At 45.2% G+C, this 16,254-nt stretch carries 17 protein-coding genes; 10 read left to right on the forward strand and 7 right to left on the reverse strand.

Going from position 1 to position 16,254, the window contains the following annotated elements:
- Positions 1 to 28: 28 nt before the first annotated feature.
- On the reverse strand, positions 29 to 1,384 hold the full coding sequence (locus tag ACUUJN_RS11870; protein WP_023988456.1) for an outer membrane protein assembly factor BamB family protein: 1,356 nt from the start codon (positions 1,382 to 1,384) through the stop codon (positions 29 to 31).
- Positions 1,385 to 1,607: 223 nt separating this feature from the next.
- Here ACUUJN_RS11870 and ACUUJN_RS11875 point away from each other — a divergent pair, with 223 nt between their 5' ends.
- The 3 genes from ACUUJN_RS11875 (at position 1,608) to ACUUJN_RS11885 (ending at position 3,897) form a co-directional block, all read left to right on the forward strand.
- Positions 1,608 to 1,937, forward strand: a complete 330-nt coding sequence (locus tag ACUUJN_RS11875; protein WP_231118746.1) for a hypothetical protein — start codon at positions 1,608 to 1,610, stop codon at positions 1,935 to 1,937.
- On the forward strand, positions 1,903 to 2,736 hold the full coding sequence (yidC, locus tag ACUUJN_RS11880) for a membrane protein insertase YidC (RefSeq protein ID WP_023988458.1): 834 nt from the start codon (positions 1,903 to 1,905) through the stop codon (positions 2,734 to 2,736). The genes ACUUJN_RS11875 and yidC overlap by 35 nt, the downstream gene beginning before the upstream one ends.
- Positions 2,737 to 3,222: 486 nt before the next feature.
- A complete protein-coding gene (locus tag ACUUJN_RS11885; protein WP_076265375.1) occupies positions 3,223 to 3,897 on the forward strand; it encodes a phosphatase PAP2 family protein in 675 nt (224 codons plus the stop codon).
- A 42-nt stretch (positions 3,898 to 3,939) separates the two neighbouring features.
- Here the strand turns inward: ACUUJN_RS11885 and ACUUJN_RS11890 are convergent, their stop codons facing one another.
- A complete protein-coding gene (locus tag ACUUJN_RS11890) occupies positions 3,940 to 4,590 on the reverse strand; it encodes an undecaprenyl-diphosphatase (protein WP_076265376.1) in 651 nt (216 codons plus the stop codon).
- Between the two features lie 147 nt (positions 4,591 to 4,737).
- Between ACUUJN_RS11890 and ACUUJN_RS11895 the strand changes: the two genes are divergently transcribed.
- Together ACUUJN_RS11895 and ACUUJN_RS11900 are read left to right on the forward strand one after the other, a co-directional pair.
- Positions 4,738 to 5,448, forward strand: a complete 711-nt coding sequence (locus tag ACUUJN_RS11895; RefSeq protein WP_075154156.1) for a response regulator transcription factor — start codon at positions 4,738 to 4,740, stop codon at positions 5,446 to 5,448.
- Complete coding sequence (locus tag ACUUJN_RS11900; RefSeq protein ID WP_028541385.1) at positions 5,448 to 6,824, forward strand: sensor histidine kinase; 1,377 nt, start codon at positions 5,448 to 5,450, stop codon at positions 6,822 to 6,824. Before ACUUJN_RS11895 ends, ACUUJN_RS11900 begins: the two co-directional genes overlap by 1 nt.
- A 46-nt stretch (positions 6,825 to 6,870) precedes the next feature.
- Here ACUUJN_RS11900 and ACUUJN_RS11905 read toward each other — a convergent pair whose 3' ends face one another.
- A complete protein-coding gene (locus tag ACUUJN_RS11905) occupies positions 6,871 to 7,344 on the reverse strand; it encodes a C40 family peptidase (protein ID WP_023988464.1) in 474 nt (157 codons plus the stop codon).
- Between the two features lie 353 nt (positions 7,345 to 7,697).
- On the opposite strand from ACUUJN_RS11905, the gene ACUUJN_RS11910 reads away from it, so the two are divergent.
- Complete coding sequence (locus ACUUJN_RS11910) at positions 7,698 to 8,732, forward strand: glycosyltransferase family 4 protein (protein ID WP_023988465.1); 1,035 nt, start codon at positions 7,698 to 7,700, stop codon at positions 8,730 to 8,732.
- Positions 8,733 to 8,737: 5 nt separating this feature from the next.
- Positions 8,738 to 9,481: a succinylglutamate desuccinylase/aspartoacylase family protein gene (locus ACUUJN_RS11915; RefSeq protein WP_076265377.1), complete on the forward strand. Its 744-nt coding sequence runs from the start codon at positions 8,738 to 8,740 to the stop codon at positions 9,479 to 9,481.
- A 225-nt stretch (positions 9,482 to 9,706) separates the two neighbouring features.
- Here the strand turns inward: ACUUJN_RS11915 and ACUUJN_RS11920 are convergent, their stop codons facing one another.
- Both ACUUJN_RS11920 and ACUUJN_RS11925 read right to left on the reverse strand, forming a co-directional pair.
- Complete coding sequence (locus ACUUJN_RS11920) at positions 9,707 to 11,050, reverse strand: sugar phosphate nucleotidyltransferase (protein ID WP_023988467.1); 1,344 nt, start codon at positions 11,048 to 11,050, stop codon at positions 9,707 to 9,709.
- Positions 11,051 to 11,110: 60 nt separating this feature from the next.
- Positions 11,111 to 11,947, reverse strand: coding sequence for a DUF6492 family protein (locus tag ACUUJN_RS11925; protein ID WP_076265378.1), 837 nt, complete (start codon positions 11,945 to 11,947; stop codon positions 11,111 to 11,113).
- 208 nt (positions 11,948 to 12,155) lie between these two features.
- Here ACUUJN_RS11925 and ACUUJN_RS11930 point away from each other — a divergent pair, with 208 nt between their 5' ends.
- Positions 12,156 to 13,019 carry a YheC/YheD family protein gene (locus ACUUJN_RS11930; RefSeq protein WP_076265379.1) on the forward strand — a complete coding sequence of 288 codons (864 nt, stop codon included), beginning with the start codon at positions 12,156 to 12,158 and terminating at the stop codon, positions 13,017 to 13,019.
- 87 nt (positions 13,020 to 13,106) lie between these two features.
- Here the strand turns inward: ACUUJN_RS11930 and ACUUJN_RS11935 are convergent, their stop codons facing one another.
- Complete coding sequence (locus tag ACUUJN_RS11935; RefSeq protein ID WP_023988470.1) at positions 13,107 to 13,589, reverse strand: DinB family protein; 483 nt, start codon at positions 13,587 to 13,589, stop codon at positions 13,107 to 13,109.
- 138 nt (positions 13,590 to 13,727) lie between these two features.
- Here ACUUJN_RS11935 and ACUUJN_RS11940 point away from each other — a divergent pair, with 138 nt between their 5' ends.
- Together ACUUJN_RS11940 and ACUUJN_RS11945 are read left to right on the forward strand one after the other, a co-directional pair.
- Positions 13,728 to 14,276, forward strand: coding sequence for a CGNR zinc finger domain-containing protein (locus ACUUJN_RS11940; protein ID WP_023988471.1), 549 nt, complete (start codon positions 13,728 to 13,730; stop codon positions 14,274 to 14,276).
- Positions 14,277 to 14,470: 194 nt separating this feature from the next.
- The gene (locus ACUUJN_RS11945) at positions 14,471 to 15,250 is read left to right on the forward strand and encodes an ABC transporter ATP-binding protein (RefSeq protein ID WP_023988473.1); all 780 of its coding nucleotides are present in this window, start codon (positions 14,471 to 14,473) and stop codon (positions 15,248 to 15,250) included.
- 17 nt (positions 15,251 to 15,267) lie between these two features.
- Here the strand turns inward: ACUUJN_RS11945 and ACUUJN_RS11950 are convergent, their stop codons facing one another.
- Positions 15,268 to 16,194, reverse strand: a complete 927-nt coding sequence (locus ACUUJN_RS11950) for an AEC family transporter (RefSeq protein ID WP_053325370.1) — start codon at positions 16,192 to 16,194, stop codon at positions 15,268 to 15,270.
- Between the last annotated feature and the right edge of the window lie 60 nt (positions 16,195 to 16,254).

Consider the following 16,254-nt stretch of genomic DNA (forward strand, 5'->3'; position numbering starts at 1 on the left):
GCGAGAATGCTGCTTAAAATCTTTGGTCTTATTTTAAAGAAGCAGGGAGCTTGACGCCAAGCAGACGGTTTCCGCTTTGAATAAATATCATTCCACCGGATTTGAGCGTTGGACCGAAGGAGCGTGAGCCTGTGTTGACAGCAAACACGGGCTTTAAGCTCATCAAATCATAGCCATGAAATACGCCATCTGATTGCCCGACATAGACTCCTTTACCGAATACGTCAGCTTGAACGGTCGGATTATCGCCGTCGTAATGAATGAATTGACCTGAGGACAGCTTCATAGCAGTCAGTCTGGATGTACTAAAATCTTGGTAGAACATGCGACCTTCATGAATAGACAATAAAGGAACAAGTTGATCATAGCCATTTTGCGCCCACTTGCGAGCAGGTTTGCTATCTGGTTTATAGTTCCAGAAGTCATAGGAAGCTAGTATCTTTCCCTGAAAGACATAAAGGTCTTTACCGTACAAAAAAGCAGAACCGTATATGCCTCCAGATTGGAAAGTGCCATCTTTATTTTCAGCCTCAGTCCATCGGTACTGACGATCTCCTTTGGATTCACCTGTCTTGAGGTCGTACTGTGCTATCGTAACTTTTCGATTTACCGGGTCATCATCAATCATAAACGTATTGGCAACAGAGTAGACAATCCCGTCTTTAACGGCCAGTGGAAAAGAACTTCTGAAGCTGTCCCAAAGCTTTTTGCCGGTTTTAGCGTCATAGGCATTAATCTGTTCAAAGGTCAGGCTGCCCTGTACATTATAGTTGCGGATAAGCACACCGTCAGTTTCCATTATTTCGCCCAAACCACTGTATGAGTTCTTATCCTCACTGATTTTCCACTTCACCTTGCCACTGACAGCATCAATGGCAGCCGTTTGCACCGATTGCATAATATATATAGTTGGACCAATGCGCTGAATACCATATGCTTCAGTAAATCCAAGCGGAGTGGACCACACTTTCTTGCCAGCTTCTGTAACGGCATAGATAGAACCGCTTCGTGTCATTCCGTAGATGATACCTTTGTTGTACGTTAAAACAGGGGTAAGTTGATCACCATATTGCCACAATTTCCGACCCGAACTGGCCTCAAGGGCAACCAGTCTATGGTTCGAGTCAACCGCGAATACCTTACCGTTTTCCGCTATTGCTACCGCCTTATCTGGATATCGGTTTCTATCGATTGGGATAACGGGAAAAGACCAGGAAGGTTTGATCACAGGTGCCTGGATTGTGGTGCTATAAGCGGCGTTACTCATGGAGACTGCAGATTGCTCTGCACTTGCCTTTTCAGTGAATCCATCGCTGATTAAGGGCAGCCCAATGCTGGCTAACGCCAATCCTGTAAACAATGTGCTGTGTATCGTTTTTCTCATACGCGCTGGCTCCTTTAATGGTTAATAGGGGAGTAAGGCTTTATAGAAAGTCACCTTTGATTAGACTGTAAATAAACCCAAAAGTTTCATGTTGTATTTACATTTTGGTTGTTTTGAGCATAAATACTTAAATTCAGTTGCTTGTGTCCAACCTGTATCTCTAATTAAAGATTAGTCGCTTGTCCGGTTTTCGTGCTATAATTGTAGCAACAAACCGAAGGAGGTGAATCCCTTGTTTGAGCTCCAGGACCTACTCCCTTATTTATTTACAATCGGCTTGCTGTGCACAGTGACTTATGCATATCTCGCTCATTTGCACGGCAATGTACCCGAATGCTGGGTCGAAGGCGGGCCCGTAAGGTCGCATGCTTCTCCACAGATGCCGATGTCTGCCCGTGGACAGGACATGCCTGTCCGGCTGGCCCGACATATCCGGCGTAAGGAAGCGCCGGATGAAGATGCATCCGATTGTTCTCCCTCGTTGAACGATGGCACAGCCAATCAACGAGGAGGAACATATGAAACGATTCAAGGGATTCACCTTTTGGGGTAAAAAAGAACGGATATTAGGATTAATGGTAGCGTTGGCGGTGGTTATGCTGCTGTCTGGTTGTGGTGCGAATGCTGCGGAGATAAATGCACAGACACCCGGATTTTTTAATCATTACGTGGTGTTCCCGCTTTCTTGGCTTATTCAGCAATTGGCGCAATGGTTTGGTGGAAGCTTTGGGCTGGCGATTATGACTTTGACATTCATTGTCCGGCTGGCCTTACTGCCTCTTATGATGCGTCAAACGCGTGCCCAGCAGGGGATGAAGCGTAAGATGAGCGCCATGCAGCCCGACTTGGACCGAATTAAGAAGAAGTATGAAAACAAGAAAGATACCACCAGCCAGCAGAGTATGCAGCAGGAAATGATGTCGCTTTATAAAGAGCATCAATTCAATCCGCTTAATATCGGTTGTCTGCCTATTCTCATTCAGCTCCCGATCTTGAGCGGTATGTACACTGCAATCCGCTTAACCCCGGAGCTGGCGTCTCACTCCTTCCTATGGTTCCGGCTCGGACAGCCGGACTGGATTTTGGCAATCGTCGTCGCAGTTGTATACTTGGCACAGGCCAAGCTTTCTCAGCTTCAGATGACGCCTGACCAGCGCAAGCAATTTGCGATCATGGGCTATCTTTCACCGATTATGATGGCGGTCTTTTCCTTTAATGCCCCTTCTGCCATGCCATTATATTGGACAGTAAGCGGCACCTTTTTGCTGCTTCAGTCGCTGTGGTTCCGCAGACGCTATCCAATAGAGGAAGCAGAGAGTAAGGTTAAACTTGGAGAAGTCACACCAACCTAAATAGAAGATGATATTTGTTTAACTTAAGATTTGCGCTTGTAGTATGCCACGTGTAATCATAGGATGTCATTCGAGCCGTTTATAAGGCTTAGAATGGCGTCCTTTTTTGATGCTGCTTTTTCGCTACATTCCGCTTGTGATTTTGTAGTCAATATGAAATCCTTATATTATAAAATGATTCTTAAAGTTGGGAGAGGCTATATGAGAACTCCAACCACGTCCATAGAATGATATGATCATCAAATAAAGGAGGACGGATGCTATTGCATGAGAAGCGTGCAAAAAGCACCCGGCTATATACCAACAGGGATACCTCATGGGCGCCTGATCCCACCTTTTCCAAAAAAATGGGTTTCGACATGTGGAGGATGCACCTAGTCTTTGAATGAAATGATAACAGAAAAATGGGTAAAGTAAGATATATACGAAAGCTAATGCTGGACTTTGTTTTATCACGCAATGAATGTTATGGAGGAACTATAGAAAATGAAGAAAACACCAACAAAGCTGCCCATTTCCTTAGCACTGCTCACATGTATAGTATGTGCGCTCGGTTTTGGCTTAATCGCATTATGGGTGAGCGACCATCAAATACGGTATTTTGACCAGAAAATTATTACGGCTATTAGACAGCTGGAGTCGCCCGCCATGACCCGTCTAATGAAATTTTTCACCATGATCGGCAGCGGGATTCCAGTTGTGATCATCATTTTAATTGCCATGTTCGTGCTTTATAGAGTATTGGGACACCGCAGAGAACTGCTTTTTTTGGCGGCTGGTGTGTTGGGATCGGTAATGCTGAATACGATACTGAAATTGCTTTTTCAGCGTGCGAGACCGGAGATTAACCGTATTATTGAAGAGAATGGATACAGCTTTCCGAGCGGACATTCCATGACAGCTTTCAGCATGTACGCTGCGCTGACATTTTTAGTGTGGAAGCATGTTCCTTCTAGGCTGGGGCGTATCCTTCTTATTGTGCTCAGCAGTCTGCTGATTGTAGCAATCGGAACGAGCCGCATTTATTTGGGCGTACATTATCCGAGCGACGTTGTGGGTGGCTATTTTATGAGTGGCTGCTGGATGGCGGCTTGTATTTGGTTTTATCAGCGGTACGAAGAACGACGAATGCTGCCACTTCGCTCCAAATCGACAGCATAATAGGTAGCATAAATAAATGAAGCATATAAAAAAGCAGACGCTTTAGCGTCTGCTTTTCATTTGGACAGAGGAAGTGTGTTCAGTCATCTTAGTTCTGGCCTGTTCACCAGGATTGAGCCCCAGCTTCTGCTCCCATTTTCCATAAAATATAATAGCCGCCTGCATGAAGATGCCAGGAAGCTTCCGGCTTCGAATGAATTGATGAACGCCAATGGCACAACCTGCACCAATAAGCGCACCTGCCAAAATATCCGAGGGATAATGCACTCCGGTCCACACGCGGGATACTGCGATGAGTACAGCCAAGATAACCCAGAGAACACGGAATTTTTGATGATGAAGCCATAAAATGGAAGCCAGAGCAAACGCTCCAAGTGCATGGTTACTTGGGAATGAAGCATTAGGATCATGGTGAACAAGCTGAATGACTGAATGTCCGACAAAAGGTCGATCTCTGTAAAACAAATGTCCAAGGCCCCAACTAATTACAAAACCGATACAAACCGTTATAACGGCTTCTAAAACCATCATCCGATGCGGCATTTTAAAAGTGAACCAGTAAATCAGCAAAGCCACTCCGAATAAATATGGTGCATATTGCGCCAAGAAACGCATGGTTCCATTCAAAAAGGCGAGGGAATTAGCCAGTTCATTGATCCAGTGAAATAAAGCATAATCTACATTAATTAACATGAATAAATTACTCCTTAACATCAAAAAATTGAATAACAAAGTTATATTATAGAGCGACTACACGGATAAAAGCTTAAAATCAAATAAAAAATGAATGTCATTTCCATTACTCATTTGTTTTTTCTATAGAAAATAGGTGGTTTTGCGATGGAAAAGTCGGTGCTGGTCATTGATGATGAAGAGAAGATATCCAGATTGCTTCAGTTGGAGTTATCCCATGAAGGATATGCAGTTGAAATCGCACAGACGGGCAGAGAAGGATTGGAAAAAGCTCTAGCACGTACATGGGATATCATCATTTTGGATGTAATGCTGCCGGAGATGAACGGGGTCGAGGTACTGAAGCAGATTCGAAAAGTGGACAATCATACACCAGTAATTATGGTCACTGCACGTAACACGACTCCTGATAAGGTTTCAGGTCTGGATGAAGGTGCCAATGATTACATTACGAAGCCTTTTGAGATCGAGGAGTTATTAGCGCGGATGCGGGCCAGTATGAGGCATCAAATGGAGCCAACAGCTACCGCTTTACAAGAAGAGGACAAGCCGCCGTCTAGGCTCCAAGTGGATAGTTTGGTGTTGGAACGCAAAACCAGGTCAGTAGTGCGGGAAGGAAACCGAATCGAACTGACGCCAAAAGAATATGATCTGCTTCTTTATCTGATGGAGCACAAAAATCAGGTATTGCAGCGGGATCAAATGATTCAGGACGTGTGGGGATTTGATTTTGTCGGTGATACGAATGTCGTAGATGTGTATATCCGGTATGTTCGCAAAAAAATTGATCATGGATACAAAAAGAAATTGATAAAAACCGTGCGCGGTGTTGGGTACTTCATCCGGGAGGAAGACTAGTGAAGCTTCGGACCAAAATCACCCTGCTCAGTTCTATTTTAGTGATGTCGATACTCCTGTTTGTGGATGTTACAGTTCACCTATTGTTCGTTAAAATCGCTACGCGAAATGAAAGAGAAGTGCTGCAAAATAAGTGGACTGAAATCATTGCCGAAACCGGACCCACGATGATTCTGAAGAATGCATGGGGCCCCAAACTGAAAGATGAGCTTTCTGGAGATACCATTTTGAGGGTATTTGATCAGCAATCCCGACTTTTGTATGAAGTAAGTCGCCAGTCCCGCTTTAAGCTGGGCGATATACGTTTTAACACTTCTCAAAGCTCTCAACTGACAGATGTACAGGGTCATAAAATTCTGGTTATCCATCTGCCTGTGCTTTCTCTGGAGGGCAATCAGAAGGGGACGCTGGAAATCGTGGAAAAATGGGATGCACTCGAAACCAATCTCGATATTTTAAATACGATTCTCATCACATCGACTGTAGGGGCTATGTTGCTAAGCTTGGTAGGAAGCACGATTTTGGCGAATGCCATATTGCTGCCGATTTCCAGTAGTATTCAAACGATGCAGGAAATTGAAAGAAGCTTGAAATTTAAAAAAATCCCCGCTGGCAGTCATAATCAAGATGAATTGTCCCAAATGACCGCCACTTTTAACCGAATGATGGAGAGATTAGAAGAAAGCTTTCAGAGCCAGCAGCAGTTTGTTTCAGATGCCTCACATGAGCTGAACACCACTCTTATGATTATTGAGGGCTATGCCAACATGCTGCGGCGGTGGGGCACGCGTGACGAGGACATTCGTAAGGAATCCATTGAATCGATCTATGAAGAAACTCAGCGAATGCGTACGATGACACAGCAGTTGCTGACTCTTGCCTCCTCACAGCAGAAAGATCCTGAGCCGCATGAGCGGATAGAAATGATCGGTTGTTGTCAACAGGTGGTAGCGCATCTCAAGCCTGTACATGATCGTCAAATTTCTATTTTAACAGAAGAGAACGAAATTTGGCTGGATGCCAATCTGACAAAAATAAAGCAGTTGCTAGTGATCCTGCTGGATAATGCATTAAAATACAGCTCGGATGAGATCGAAATAGGGTTATCTACAGATGAAAAGGATGTCTATATCCAGGTTAAGGATTATGGGATCGGAATACCTGAGGGCGAGATCAAGCGGGTCTTTGAACGATTTTATCGGGTAGATAGCTCCAGGCATCGTAAAACCGGAGGAACGGGGCTGGGGTTGCCAATTGCCAAGGCAATTACAGATGCCCATCAGGGTACGATACGCATGGAGAGCGTAGAAGGAGAAGGAACGGTAGTCATCGTCACGCTGCCCCAAAGACAACAGGAAAGGCTGTCCCTCCAGTAGATATATCTACTAGCGGGACAGCCCTTTTTATCATCTAAAATTTATTCTAAAGGACACGACGTGCTGTTGTGTAATTGCGACTCCACCATCCGGAATTTAGATCTGTAACCGTTACGCCGCCTTTACCATACGTATGCAGAATTTTGCCGTTCCCCATGTAAATGGCTACATGATGAATTGGTGCATAGAAAAAGACCAAATCGCCTTTTTTCAGCTGACTACGCGGTACAAAAGTGCCAACAGTTGATTGCTGTCTAGACGAACGTGGTAGCTTAATGCCATTTTGTGCAAATACATATTGAGTGAATGAAGAGCAGTCAAAAGAGCTTGTATTGCCAGCTGGGGCTCCATGCTCATAACGCACGCCCATAAACTGGGAGCCTTTAGAAATAATCCGATCAGCTTTACTTACCGAAGCAGCATGAGTGGTGGCTGGTCCAACGACGAAGCTCCCTGCGCTCAATGCCAAAGTCATAGTAAAGCAAATACCCATCCACAATTTTTTAGAAGTATGTTTCATATATAAATTCCTCCGTTATTCGTATTGTGTTGATGTCCTGAAATGACAATAACACAAATAAAATATCCGGAATTTACCACTCATGGTTACAAACCTGTTACCCCAACGCTTTGTCCTCATTTATTAGAAAACGATGAGAATTTTCTCCTTAATTTTGGCTTGACAAATTGTATAGACTCCACTTATAGATAGGCTCGTATGACAAAAAGCGACTTGCAGACGATTGGCACAAGCAATCACGCAAAATATACATACCTATATACTACAATTTATAACTTGTACGGGAGTATGCTCTGATTCCCGTTGACATTGTAAGGATCACACCGTATTTCCGGTCAGGAAGGGGAATTCGTATGGCTTCAAAACAGAATAAAGCACTCAAAAAACGGCGTCTAACCATTGTTCAGGTCATTTCTAACTATCCAGATGCACAGCCGGTACCCTCCAACAAGGGCGGCACGGAAAAGGTCGTGCATGAATTAACTGAGGAATTGGTGAGACGAGGGCATCATGTATCTCTTTTTGCCGCTCTTGGGAGCAGGAGCAGTGCGCGGTTGATTACCTATCCCAAGGGTTTGAAACATAGTCAGATCCCCCAATATGTACTCCGGCATATGCCTTCCGACACACATATCATTCATGATCATACCTTTCGTTCTGCTGTAGGGCGTAGGAAGCTGCCTTGTCCATCAGTATGCACCGTTCATCTTCCAGTGAAGAGACACGGTAAAAACCCGGTATATGTCAGTAAACGAGCACGTCAGCTGATGGGCAGGGGCAAAGGATTTTATATCTATAACGGCATTAACACACATGAATACGAGTTCAGCAGTGAGAAGCGTGGCTACTTGCTGTTCATGGGCAGAATTATACGAAATAAAGGTGTATTGCAGGCCATTCAGGTTGCAGAACGAACAGGAAAAAAACTGCTTATTGCAGGTCCTATCAAAGCTCCAGAATTTTTCCGCAAAGAGATTCAGAAACGAATTCAGCGTAATCCGAATATACGCTATGTGGGGGCAGTTGGAGGCGATCAGAAACAGAAATTGCTGAAACATGCAGAGTGTCTGTTGTTTCCGACACTGTGGGAAGAGCCATTTGGACTCGTTATGGTTGAGGCCATGGCTTGTGGAACACCGGTGCTGGCATTAAAAAACGGCTCCGTTCCCGAGGTGCTCTCGGGCTTTCCACAGTTGATTTGCAAATCGGTTAGCCAAATGGCACGAAAAGCACAGCAAAAAAACTACCCGTCACCAGCGAAGCTGCGTTTGTATGTGACTCAAAGATTTACCAACAAACAGATGACCAGTAACTACTTAAGACTATACCGTGAAATCATCCGTCGGCGAGAACAAAAGAGAGGACAACGACAGCCTACACGGAGGTGAGGGGAATGCAGGTTAAACGGTATATGCTCGGAAAGGGCTCTTGGGCAACTCCTTATTATATAGCCACAGGGGCACAGAAAGGTCCGTGTGTGATGGTGGTGGCGGGAATACATGGTAAAGAAATAGCAAGCATACGAGCTGCTGAGAAACTGGTAAAGCTTTTGAATCAGCAAAAACTGCGATTTAGCCAGGGTAAGCTTATAATTGTACCGATTGTAAATCAAGAGGCTTACCGCAAACGGATTAGAGGAATACCTGATCTTAATCGAACCTTTCCGCGCAAAAAAAAGCAGCTGGCAACACAACCACTTTCCGCTGCTCTATTCAAATTAACACAAAAGCATCAACCGGAATGGTATCTCGACTTGCATGAGGCTAACGGATTGTCACAAAAGGATTCCAAGGTGCTTGGTCAAACGCTAATCACCAACAAAGCCAATTCGGTGGTTCCTGCGGTTCGCCGGATTATTAAGCGAATGAATCGCTCCATCCAGGTGAGCGACCGACATTTCAACATTCGGCTGCATGAGCTCCCAGGTTCCTCCCGCACTGCTGCAGCCCGCATTTTAGGTACACGCGCGGTTACCGTGGAAACGGGTTGGAGCCTGCCCAAGAAAGTACGCATACACTATCAGTTAGAGATTGTCCGGCATTTTTTAAAAGAAGCCGGAATAGTCAAAGGCAACGAGGTATATTTATCTGCCAAGGTTAGAACTATTATCTCAAGAAAATATGGCATCACAAAATAAAATCGCTTCTGGAGCAAGGATTTTTTCACCTTGCTCAGGAGCGATTTATTATGTGCGACCTCCGTTCAGAATCCGTAGCGTGCTATGTTATATCTGAGGATTTTGCAAAAATCTAATAAGCGACTTCCAATGAACAATATATAGATCGCAATGCTCTAGTTCGTCTATATATTGCACTTTGGAGCGACTGGAATCGAATTTTGCAAAATCCTGATCTATGTGTTGTCAGGCCTCGGATTTATAGAAGGCATTCACCAAGCTGTTCCCCAGACGTACCTCAATCAGCTCCAGTGGTGTATCCAGATCGGCACGGATCGTGTGATACGTATCAACCGGAATGCTAAATACAGAACCGCTTGCGGCAGCAAAACGCTCTCCGTTCAGCATGACCTCTCCACGACCGGACACAATCGTCCATACTTTAAGTCCACTGCCGTGAATACGGCCATTCAAGCGGTGATCTGGCAGTACCGTCAGCCGTATGGCCAGTATATCGTTCAGACTCCGATGATCAAACTCGTCCAGCACCCGGTAACTGCCCCAAGAGGTTTCACCATGCATGGGGTGAAGTTGAAGTTTACCTAGCTGCTCCTTGATTACGTGGGCATGGCTCTTGGACGCAATGAGAATGCCGTCGGGACTCGCAGCAGCAATAATATCTTCCACGCCAATGACATGAATTGGATAGGGCAGCTCATTGACGATGTGCGTACCAAGAGTCTGACCACTAATCTGTCCACGCCCGATCACTTGGCTGCTTAGCTGCTCTGTTAGGGCCTGCCAGTTGCCGATGTCGTGCCATTCGCCATCGTAGGGCAGGACGATGGCATGTTCGGCACGCTCTGCAATCTCCTCATCAAAACTGCGAACCGGGAGGCTATCATACATTGCGCATAATGCTTTATCGTTCAGCGGCAAATAACTTCGCTCCATACAGGACAGCATATACCGTAATGTAAAAGCGTAAACACCACAGTTCCACAGCGCGCCCTGATGAATAAGCTGTTGTGCCCCGGAGAGATCCGGCTTTTCTGTGAAGCGGGCAACTTGCGCATAAGAAGTTTTCCCTTCCCGTATCATTTGCAGACCCGGAACGACATAGCCGTATTGGTCGGAGGGATGAGTAGGCCTTGTCCCAAGCATAGCCAGATCGGCTCCGCTCTCAAGCAATAAGCCGGAGAGCGCTGCTATGCTATGGAAGAAATCCTCCCCTGCATACATGTCCGCTGGAGCAATGCAGAGAACTTCATCCAGCCCCGTGCCTCTGGTGTGAAAATAAGCAGCCGCCAGTGCAGCTGCGGTGAAGGTTCCCCGTTTGGCAGGCTCGCCTAGAACGGGCAGACGACCTTCTGTATGGCGAAAGGCTAGATTTACCTGACTCCGATGAGCCAGAAGCAGGGCTGAGGAATCCAGCCCGGCTAAGGTGAGCTGACGGTACACCCGGCTGAGCATAGATTCCTTTCGCCCGTCAGGAGCGGACAACAACCGGAGAAACAGCTTCGACCGGATTTCGTTGGATAGTGGCCATAGCCGTTTTCCGGCACCACCGCATAACAATACGATGCGCACGGACGTTTCCTCCTTCAATGCAGATCCATTGTACTGCATCATTTTGCAGGATTTTAAGAACTATTTTAGCGATGATTCAATCTTTGTTTTTGGAGCAAGCTGGTACACCTTGCGTTGATGAAAAGATAAGGAGCGATAGCTCTTGGCCAAGACATCCAATTGTTTTTGCGACAGGGAAGAAGCCCGACTATGAAGCGCTTTATTCAATGACTTGCGCAAAATCATCCGAGAGGGCTGATTGCTGTATAAATAGTTGGCATACGTTTCATATTCGGAAAACCCAAACTGTTTTGTCCGGTCTATACTGTGGATAATTGCGTTGTACCAAGGTTTTCCATGTCGGGCCTCGATAACTTGCTTGAGCTGGGTAAGCCGCGCTTTTTCAAAAAGCATATAGTGAGTAACAAAGGACTTTGGTGAGGGCGCTTTAACGCCCATCAACTTGTGATAGGTGCGAAAATACTCAGGCTGGCTCCAGCTGCGGTAGTAAAAAATCGTTTTTCCGTCTTTACGGAACGTATGTGGACGAATCAAAATCGTGTCCGCGTCAATGACGAGAAAAAAAGAGGCTTTACTGATTTTGTCGCCATTCATTTTGAGCAATTGTTGATACAGCCAGCCTGAGCGGTCCCAGCGCGTTGTCCCGTAATGAATATGTTTTTTGGTGATGGGCAGCACCGTTTTTTCGTCTATAAATGTACATTTCTTGTTTACGCACAGACGGCGAATCCCGGTGCTTTGCGGTGAAACGATATAAATATTTCCAATTCGGTGCTGCACATGACGGCGCAGACTATCAATCACCAGCGGTAGTGTGGCAATATCTTTATCAATTGCGGGAATCAGAACATCGATTGTAAGGGAACCCTTCCGTGGCCCATCCGATTGCGCTGACATGTTATTCACTCCCTATATGTGCAAATATATGCTCCCAGCGTCTCACAATATCGTATGCTTGGACAGGCGCTTTCGACCGGGCAAGGTCAAACGTCCATTTCTATGCAGGACAGGGCTGATGAAGCTTCGAATGGGGAGTTAGCGCATACGATAGATTGATCTTTTTTAACAGGAGCGTTCTACCTGAGAGTAGAGAGGAGAGGGGCAAGTGAATTCTTCAAAAGCGCAGGCGTTGCGCAGCAAATGGCATAAAACCCAATTGTTGCTCCAGCATGGAAGCATCAAACCTTATGTACCAGAAACTCGCAAATATAACAAAGCAAATTTGAAGTCAATGCTGGAGAAATACGGTATGGTCTATGTAAAACCCGAGCGAGGTACCTTTGGTAAAGGTGTAATGAGAGTAGAGCAGGAGGCCGGCCAGCGTTTCGCCTATCAATATGAGGAAACGCGTCAAGAATTCAAACATTTGGATACACTATATACCAGCCTATCGAAACATACGGGGAAGAAAAGTTATCTCATTCAAAAGGGAATCCATTTACTACGCCATCAAATGCGTTATTTTGATATTCGGGTTATGGTGCAGCGGAATGAAAAAGGGCTATGGGAGTCTACCGGAATTATTGGACGTCTTGGTCATCCTCGTAAAATCGTGACTAACTATCATAGTGGTGGTAAGCCGATGGCCTTGGAGCAGTTACTAAAATCCCATTTATCGCAAAGCAAACAGGCGGAGCTGGTCAAGAAACTAAATGAACTGGGTCTTACCATCGCCAAACAACTGCAAAAAACATATCCGAATTTCCGGCAAATTGGTGTGGACATTGGACTGGATCATCGCTTTATCCCGTGGATTATTGAGGTGAATACGAAGCCGGACCCATATATTTTTAACCAATTAACAGATAAGTCCATGTACAGTAAAGTGTTAAGCTATTGGCGACTGGCTAATGAAAAAAGGAAAGTCTCCGTCCCAAGCAAAGATACAAATAAAGACAAGAATAAAGATAAGAGTAAAGATAAAAATAAGAATGTAATTAAAGATTCAAAAAAAGAAAAAATATCTTGACCAGTAGATTGCTTCATTGCCAGCAGCTAATACAGAAAAAAGGATGAATATTTCATAATTCATCCTTTTTAATTAGGATATTTATTTTTAAACGCGCCAAGTACCCAGTTGTTTACGTATAAGTACGATTTGTCCACTATGATATGCATCGTGCAGCGTCCACCGCGATAATTCTGCACCGAGAGTTTCGGAGCCGAAAGGCTTATCCAGATCAGCATCAGTCAAAGCAGTAATGGCGACAAGCAGTTGGTTTACAATAGCTTCTGCTTCTTTCAGTGTCTTCTGCCATCCTTCATGGTCTTCAGTATCCCCTGGCGGACCGAATGTCTCATCGTTGCTTATTCCAGTTGAGCTTACAGGTCGGTCAGTTAAACGTCTCAAAATACGCTCATTGTAATAATTAATGTGACGAACCGTTTGCCAAATCGTGTTTCCTCCACCTGGTGGTGTCCAAGTGGCTTCCTGTGTATTCACACCGTGAAGTGCTGCGGCAAGAGGAACAATCCATTCTTCCTTATCCCATGAATTTTCTCTTTGCAATACCAGCATATTTACTCGATCTCGGCTCACCTAACCCAACTCCTTTTGTAGGGATGTAACTCGCTAAATGTAGAATAAATCGTTACAATTAATAATGTAGCATGACAAAATAAGATTTGCAACCAGTTAAAATGATTTTAGTGGTTACAGGCGGTAGGGGGAACTCTTTTGAATACACTTTGGACTGATTTTGTAAACAGCGAATGGCATGACTGGAGAGGTAGCGGGCGTTCAGAAGATCGTTTGTTGAAGCCGGAATGGCAAAATGACTTTCTCATACAGTGGCAATTTTCCGCTCCGGTCCCAGCCAGTGCAGAAGATATCGAAGAAATGCAAATTCTCCGGCGGGAATTGCGTAGCTTCGCTGAGCACCTGACTTCCGGAGGACAAATGACATCTGATCTGGTGGATACGATTAACCGGAAGATGATAGAAGGGGGGCCGGTCACTCGCTTATTAAAGCAACAGGATGAGCATTTCAACATTGTGCTGGAACCTGTGGCAAATGGTTGGAAAAAAGTGCTGGCAGAGGTGGTAGCCGATTTTGCCCAGGCATTCGTCAATAGCGGCGGCTCCAGAATTCGTATTTGCGATAACACCGATTGCCGATGGGTGTTTTACGATGATACCCGAAATCGGTCAAAGCGATTTTGCGACGATAAGATGTGCGGTAATTTGATGAAGGTACGTCGATTTCGCGAACGTAAGAAACAGTAGATGAAGCGAGAGAATTTACATGAGCAGTACATGTTGAGCCCACTCCTATATGAACAATGGAGTGGGTTATTTAAAATTGAACAACCAGTGACCCTATGCTATGCTTACATGAAAGAGAAGCTAGACGTACTAACGATGATCTTTACTATGCGTATAAACATCTGATGATACGACGAATAGAAAGGATGTATGCCATGAATTCTGTCATTGAACTTAACAATGTAAGCTGGAAGAGAGATAACCGCACCATACTGGACCAAATCAATTGGCAGGTAGCTGAGGGAGAGCACTGGGCTGTACTCGGCTTGAATGGGTCAGGTAAAACAACGATGCTCAATATGATTAACGGTTACATATGGCCAACCACAGGTAGTGTCGGTGTATTGGGCCATACCTTTGGAGATGTGGATCTGAGGGAACTGCGCAAATCTATCGGTTGGGTCAGTTCCTCTTTACAGGAAAGAATTAATGGGAGTCAGCGTACGCAGGATGTTGTCATTAGTGGCAAATTTGCCTCCATTGGACTTTATGATCAGACGACGGATACAGATTATGAACAGGCCGTTCAGCTTATGACGCAACTGGGGTGTGCTCATCTGGTGGATCGGTTGTATCAGGGATGCTCACAGGGAGAAAAGCAAAAAGTGCTTATCGCCCGTGCATTAATGGCCTCGCCCAAGCTACTGATTTTGGACGAGGCGTGTAATGGTTTGGACTTTTTCTCCCGGGAAGCATTGCTGGATAGCGTTCGCCAGTTATCGGAGTCGCCGGCTTCGCCGAATTTACTGTATGTTACACATCATATCGAAGAAATTCTACCGATGTACACGCATACGATTCTAATCCGCCGGGGCACGGTATTTGCCAAAGGTAAAACGACTGATATTCTAAGCAGTGAAACGCTTAGTGCTTTTTTTGAAACGCCTGTGCAAGTAGAATGGAGACAGAATCGCGCATGGCTCTCTATGGTGTAGAGAGTCTTTTTTGCTCGCTAACCTGCTACCAACATAATCAGAATAGGCAAAATCAGGAATGAGGCAAGCGTGCTCCACAGGATGCAGGTGGAAACCAGTTTTGGCGATGCATTAAATTTTTCTGCTAAAATGACAGCATTCACAGCAACCGGCATCGAGGCCAAAATGAAGAGAACGGAGAACAAAAGGCCTGAAATTCCCAGTATCAGCATAGCAAGACAAGCCGCAAGCGGCGAGAGCAGAAGCCGAATTGTTAGTCCGGCATAGCTGGCTTTTTTAATAGACGACTCCAGCTTGAATATTTTTACATAAGCCATCTGGGTACCAAGGATCGCAAGCACGACTGGAGAATAGGCGGCAGCAATCATCGAGACGCCTGACTGAATCCCTGAGGGAAGATGCCAGTCCAGCAACCGCAATCCCATGGCAAGTAGAGCTGCATAGATCGCAGGAAGTGAAAACACCGACTTAACAGCACTTTGAACAGAAAATTCAGAGCGGGCTGCAAAGTAAACGCCAATGGTATTGACCATAATCATCTGGATGACGACATACACGGAGGCTTTATCCAGACCGAGCTGCCCAAAGGCAAGTAAAATAAGGGGCAGGCCATAATTTGCACTATTGGTCAGCGTAGAGATTAAGGTAAGTCCAGCCGTTTCCGGAGTGCTCAGTCTAAAGATTTTCCCCGCTAATTGTGCAATTCCCCACAACAGCAGTAGGTTCAGTATTGAAAAAGCGGCAGTCTGCGCCACATCATGCCAGGAAAGCTGTGCTTTGAGTAGCGTGTCCAGAATCATTGCGGGGCTTAAAAAATATAAATACAAAGTCGAGAGCGGTTTCGTTTCCAGCTTCATGAATTTGCCGAGTAAAAATCCGGCGATCACCGGAATGGACAGCGGAACGATAACGGATAATAGAGTTGAAAGTACGATTTGAATCATGAATTCCACCCATCCTTTCTGTAATGACATTTTCCATTATAAAACGCTACTTTCGAGCCC

This window comes from Paenibacillus sp. LRG-1, from assembly GCF_057220305.1.

Excerpts from the sequence above, each read along its gene's own strand:
- ACUUJN_RS11945 (WP_023988473.1), top strand. The coding sequence starts at position 14,471 with ATGAATTCTGTCATTGAACTTAACAATGTAAGCTGGAAGAGAGATAAC.
- ACUUJN_RS11905 (WP_023988464.1), bottom strand. The coding sequence starts at position 7,344 with ATGAAACATACTTCTAAAAAATTGTGGATGGGTATTTGCTTTACTATG.
- ACUUJN_RS11925 (WP_076265378.1), bottom strand. The coding sequence starts at position 11,947 with ATGTCAGCGCAATCGGATGGGCCACGGAAGGGTTCCCTTACAATCGAT.
- ACUUJN_RS11910 (WP_023988465.1), top strand. The coding sequence starts at position 7,698 with ATGGCTTCAAAACAGAATAAAGCACTCAAAAAACGGCGTCTAACCATT.
- yidC (WP_023988458.1), top strand. The coding sequence starts at position 1,903 with ATGAAACGATTCAAGGGATTCACCTTTTGGGGTAAAAAAGAACGGATA.
- ACUUJN_RS11950 (WP_053325370.1), bottom strand. The coding sequence starts at position 16,194 with ATGATTCAAATCGTACTTTCAACTCTATTATCCGTTATCGTTCCGCTG.
- ACUUJN_RS11895 (WP_075154156.1), top strand. The coding sequence starts at position 4,738 with ATGGAAAAGTCGGTGCTGGTCATTGATGATGAAGAGAAGATATCCAGA.
- ACUUJN_RS11870 (WP_023988456.1), bottom strand. The coding sequence starts at position 1,384 with ATGAGAAAAACGATACACAGCACATTGTTTACAGGATTGGCGTTAGCC.
- ACUUJN_RS11915 (WP_076265377.1), top strand. The coding sequence starts at position 8,738 with ATGCAGGTTAAACGGTATATGCTCGGAAAGGGCTCTTGGGCAACTCCT.
- ACUUJN_RS11890 (WP_076265376.1), bottom strand. The coding sequence starts at position 4,590 with ATGTTAATTAATGTAGATTATGCTTTATTTCACTGGATCAATGAACTG.
- ACUUJN_RS11885 (WP_076265375.1), top strand. The coding sequence starts at position 3,223 with ATGAAGAAAACACCAACAAAGCTGCCCATTTCCTTAGCACTGCTCACA.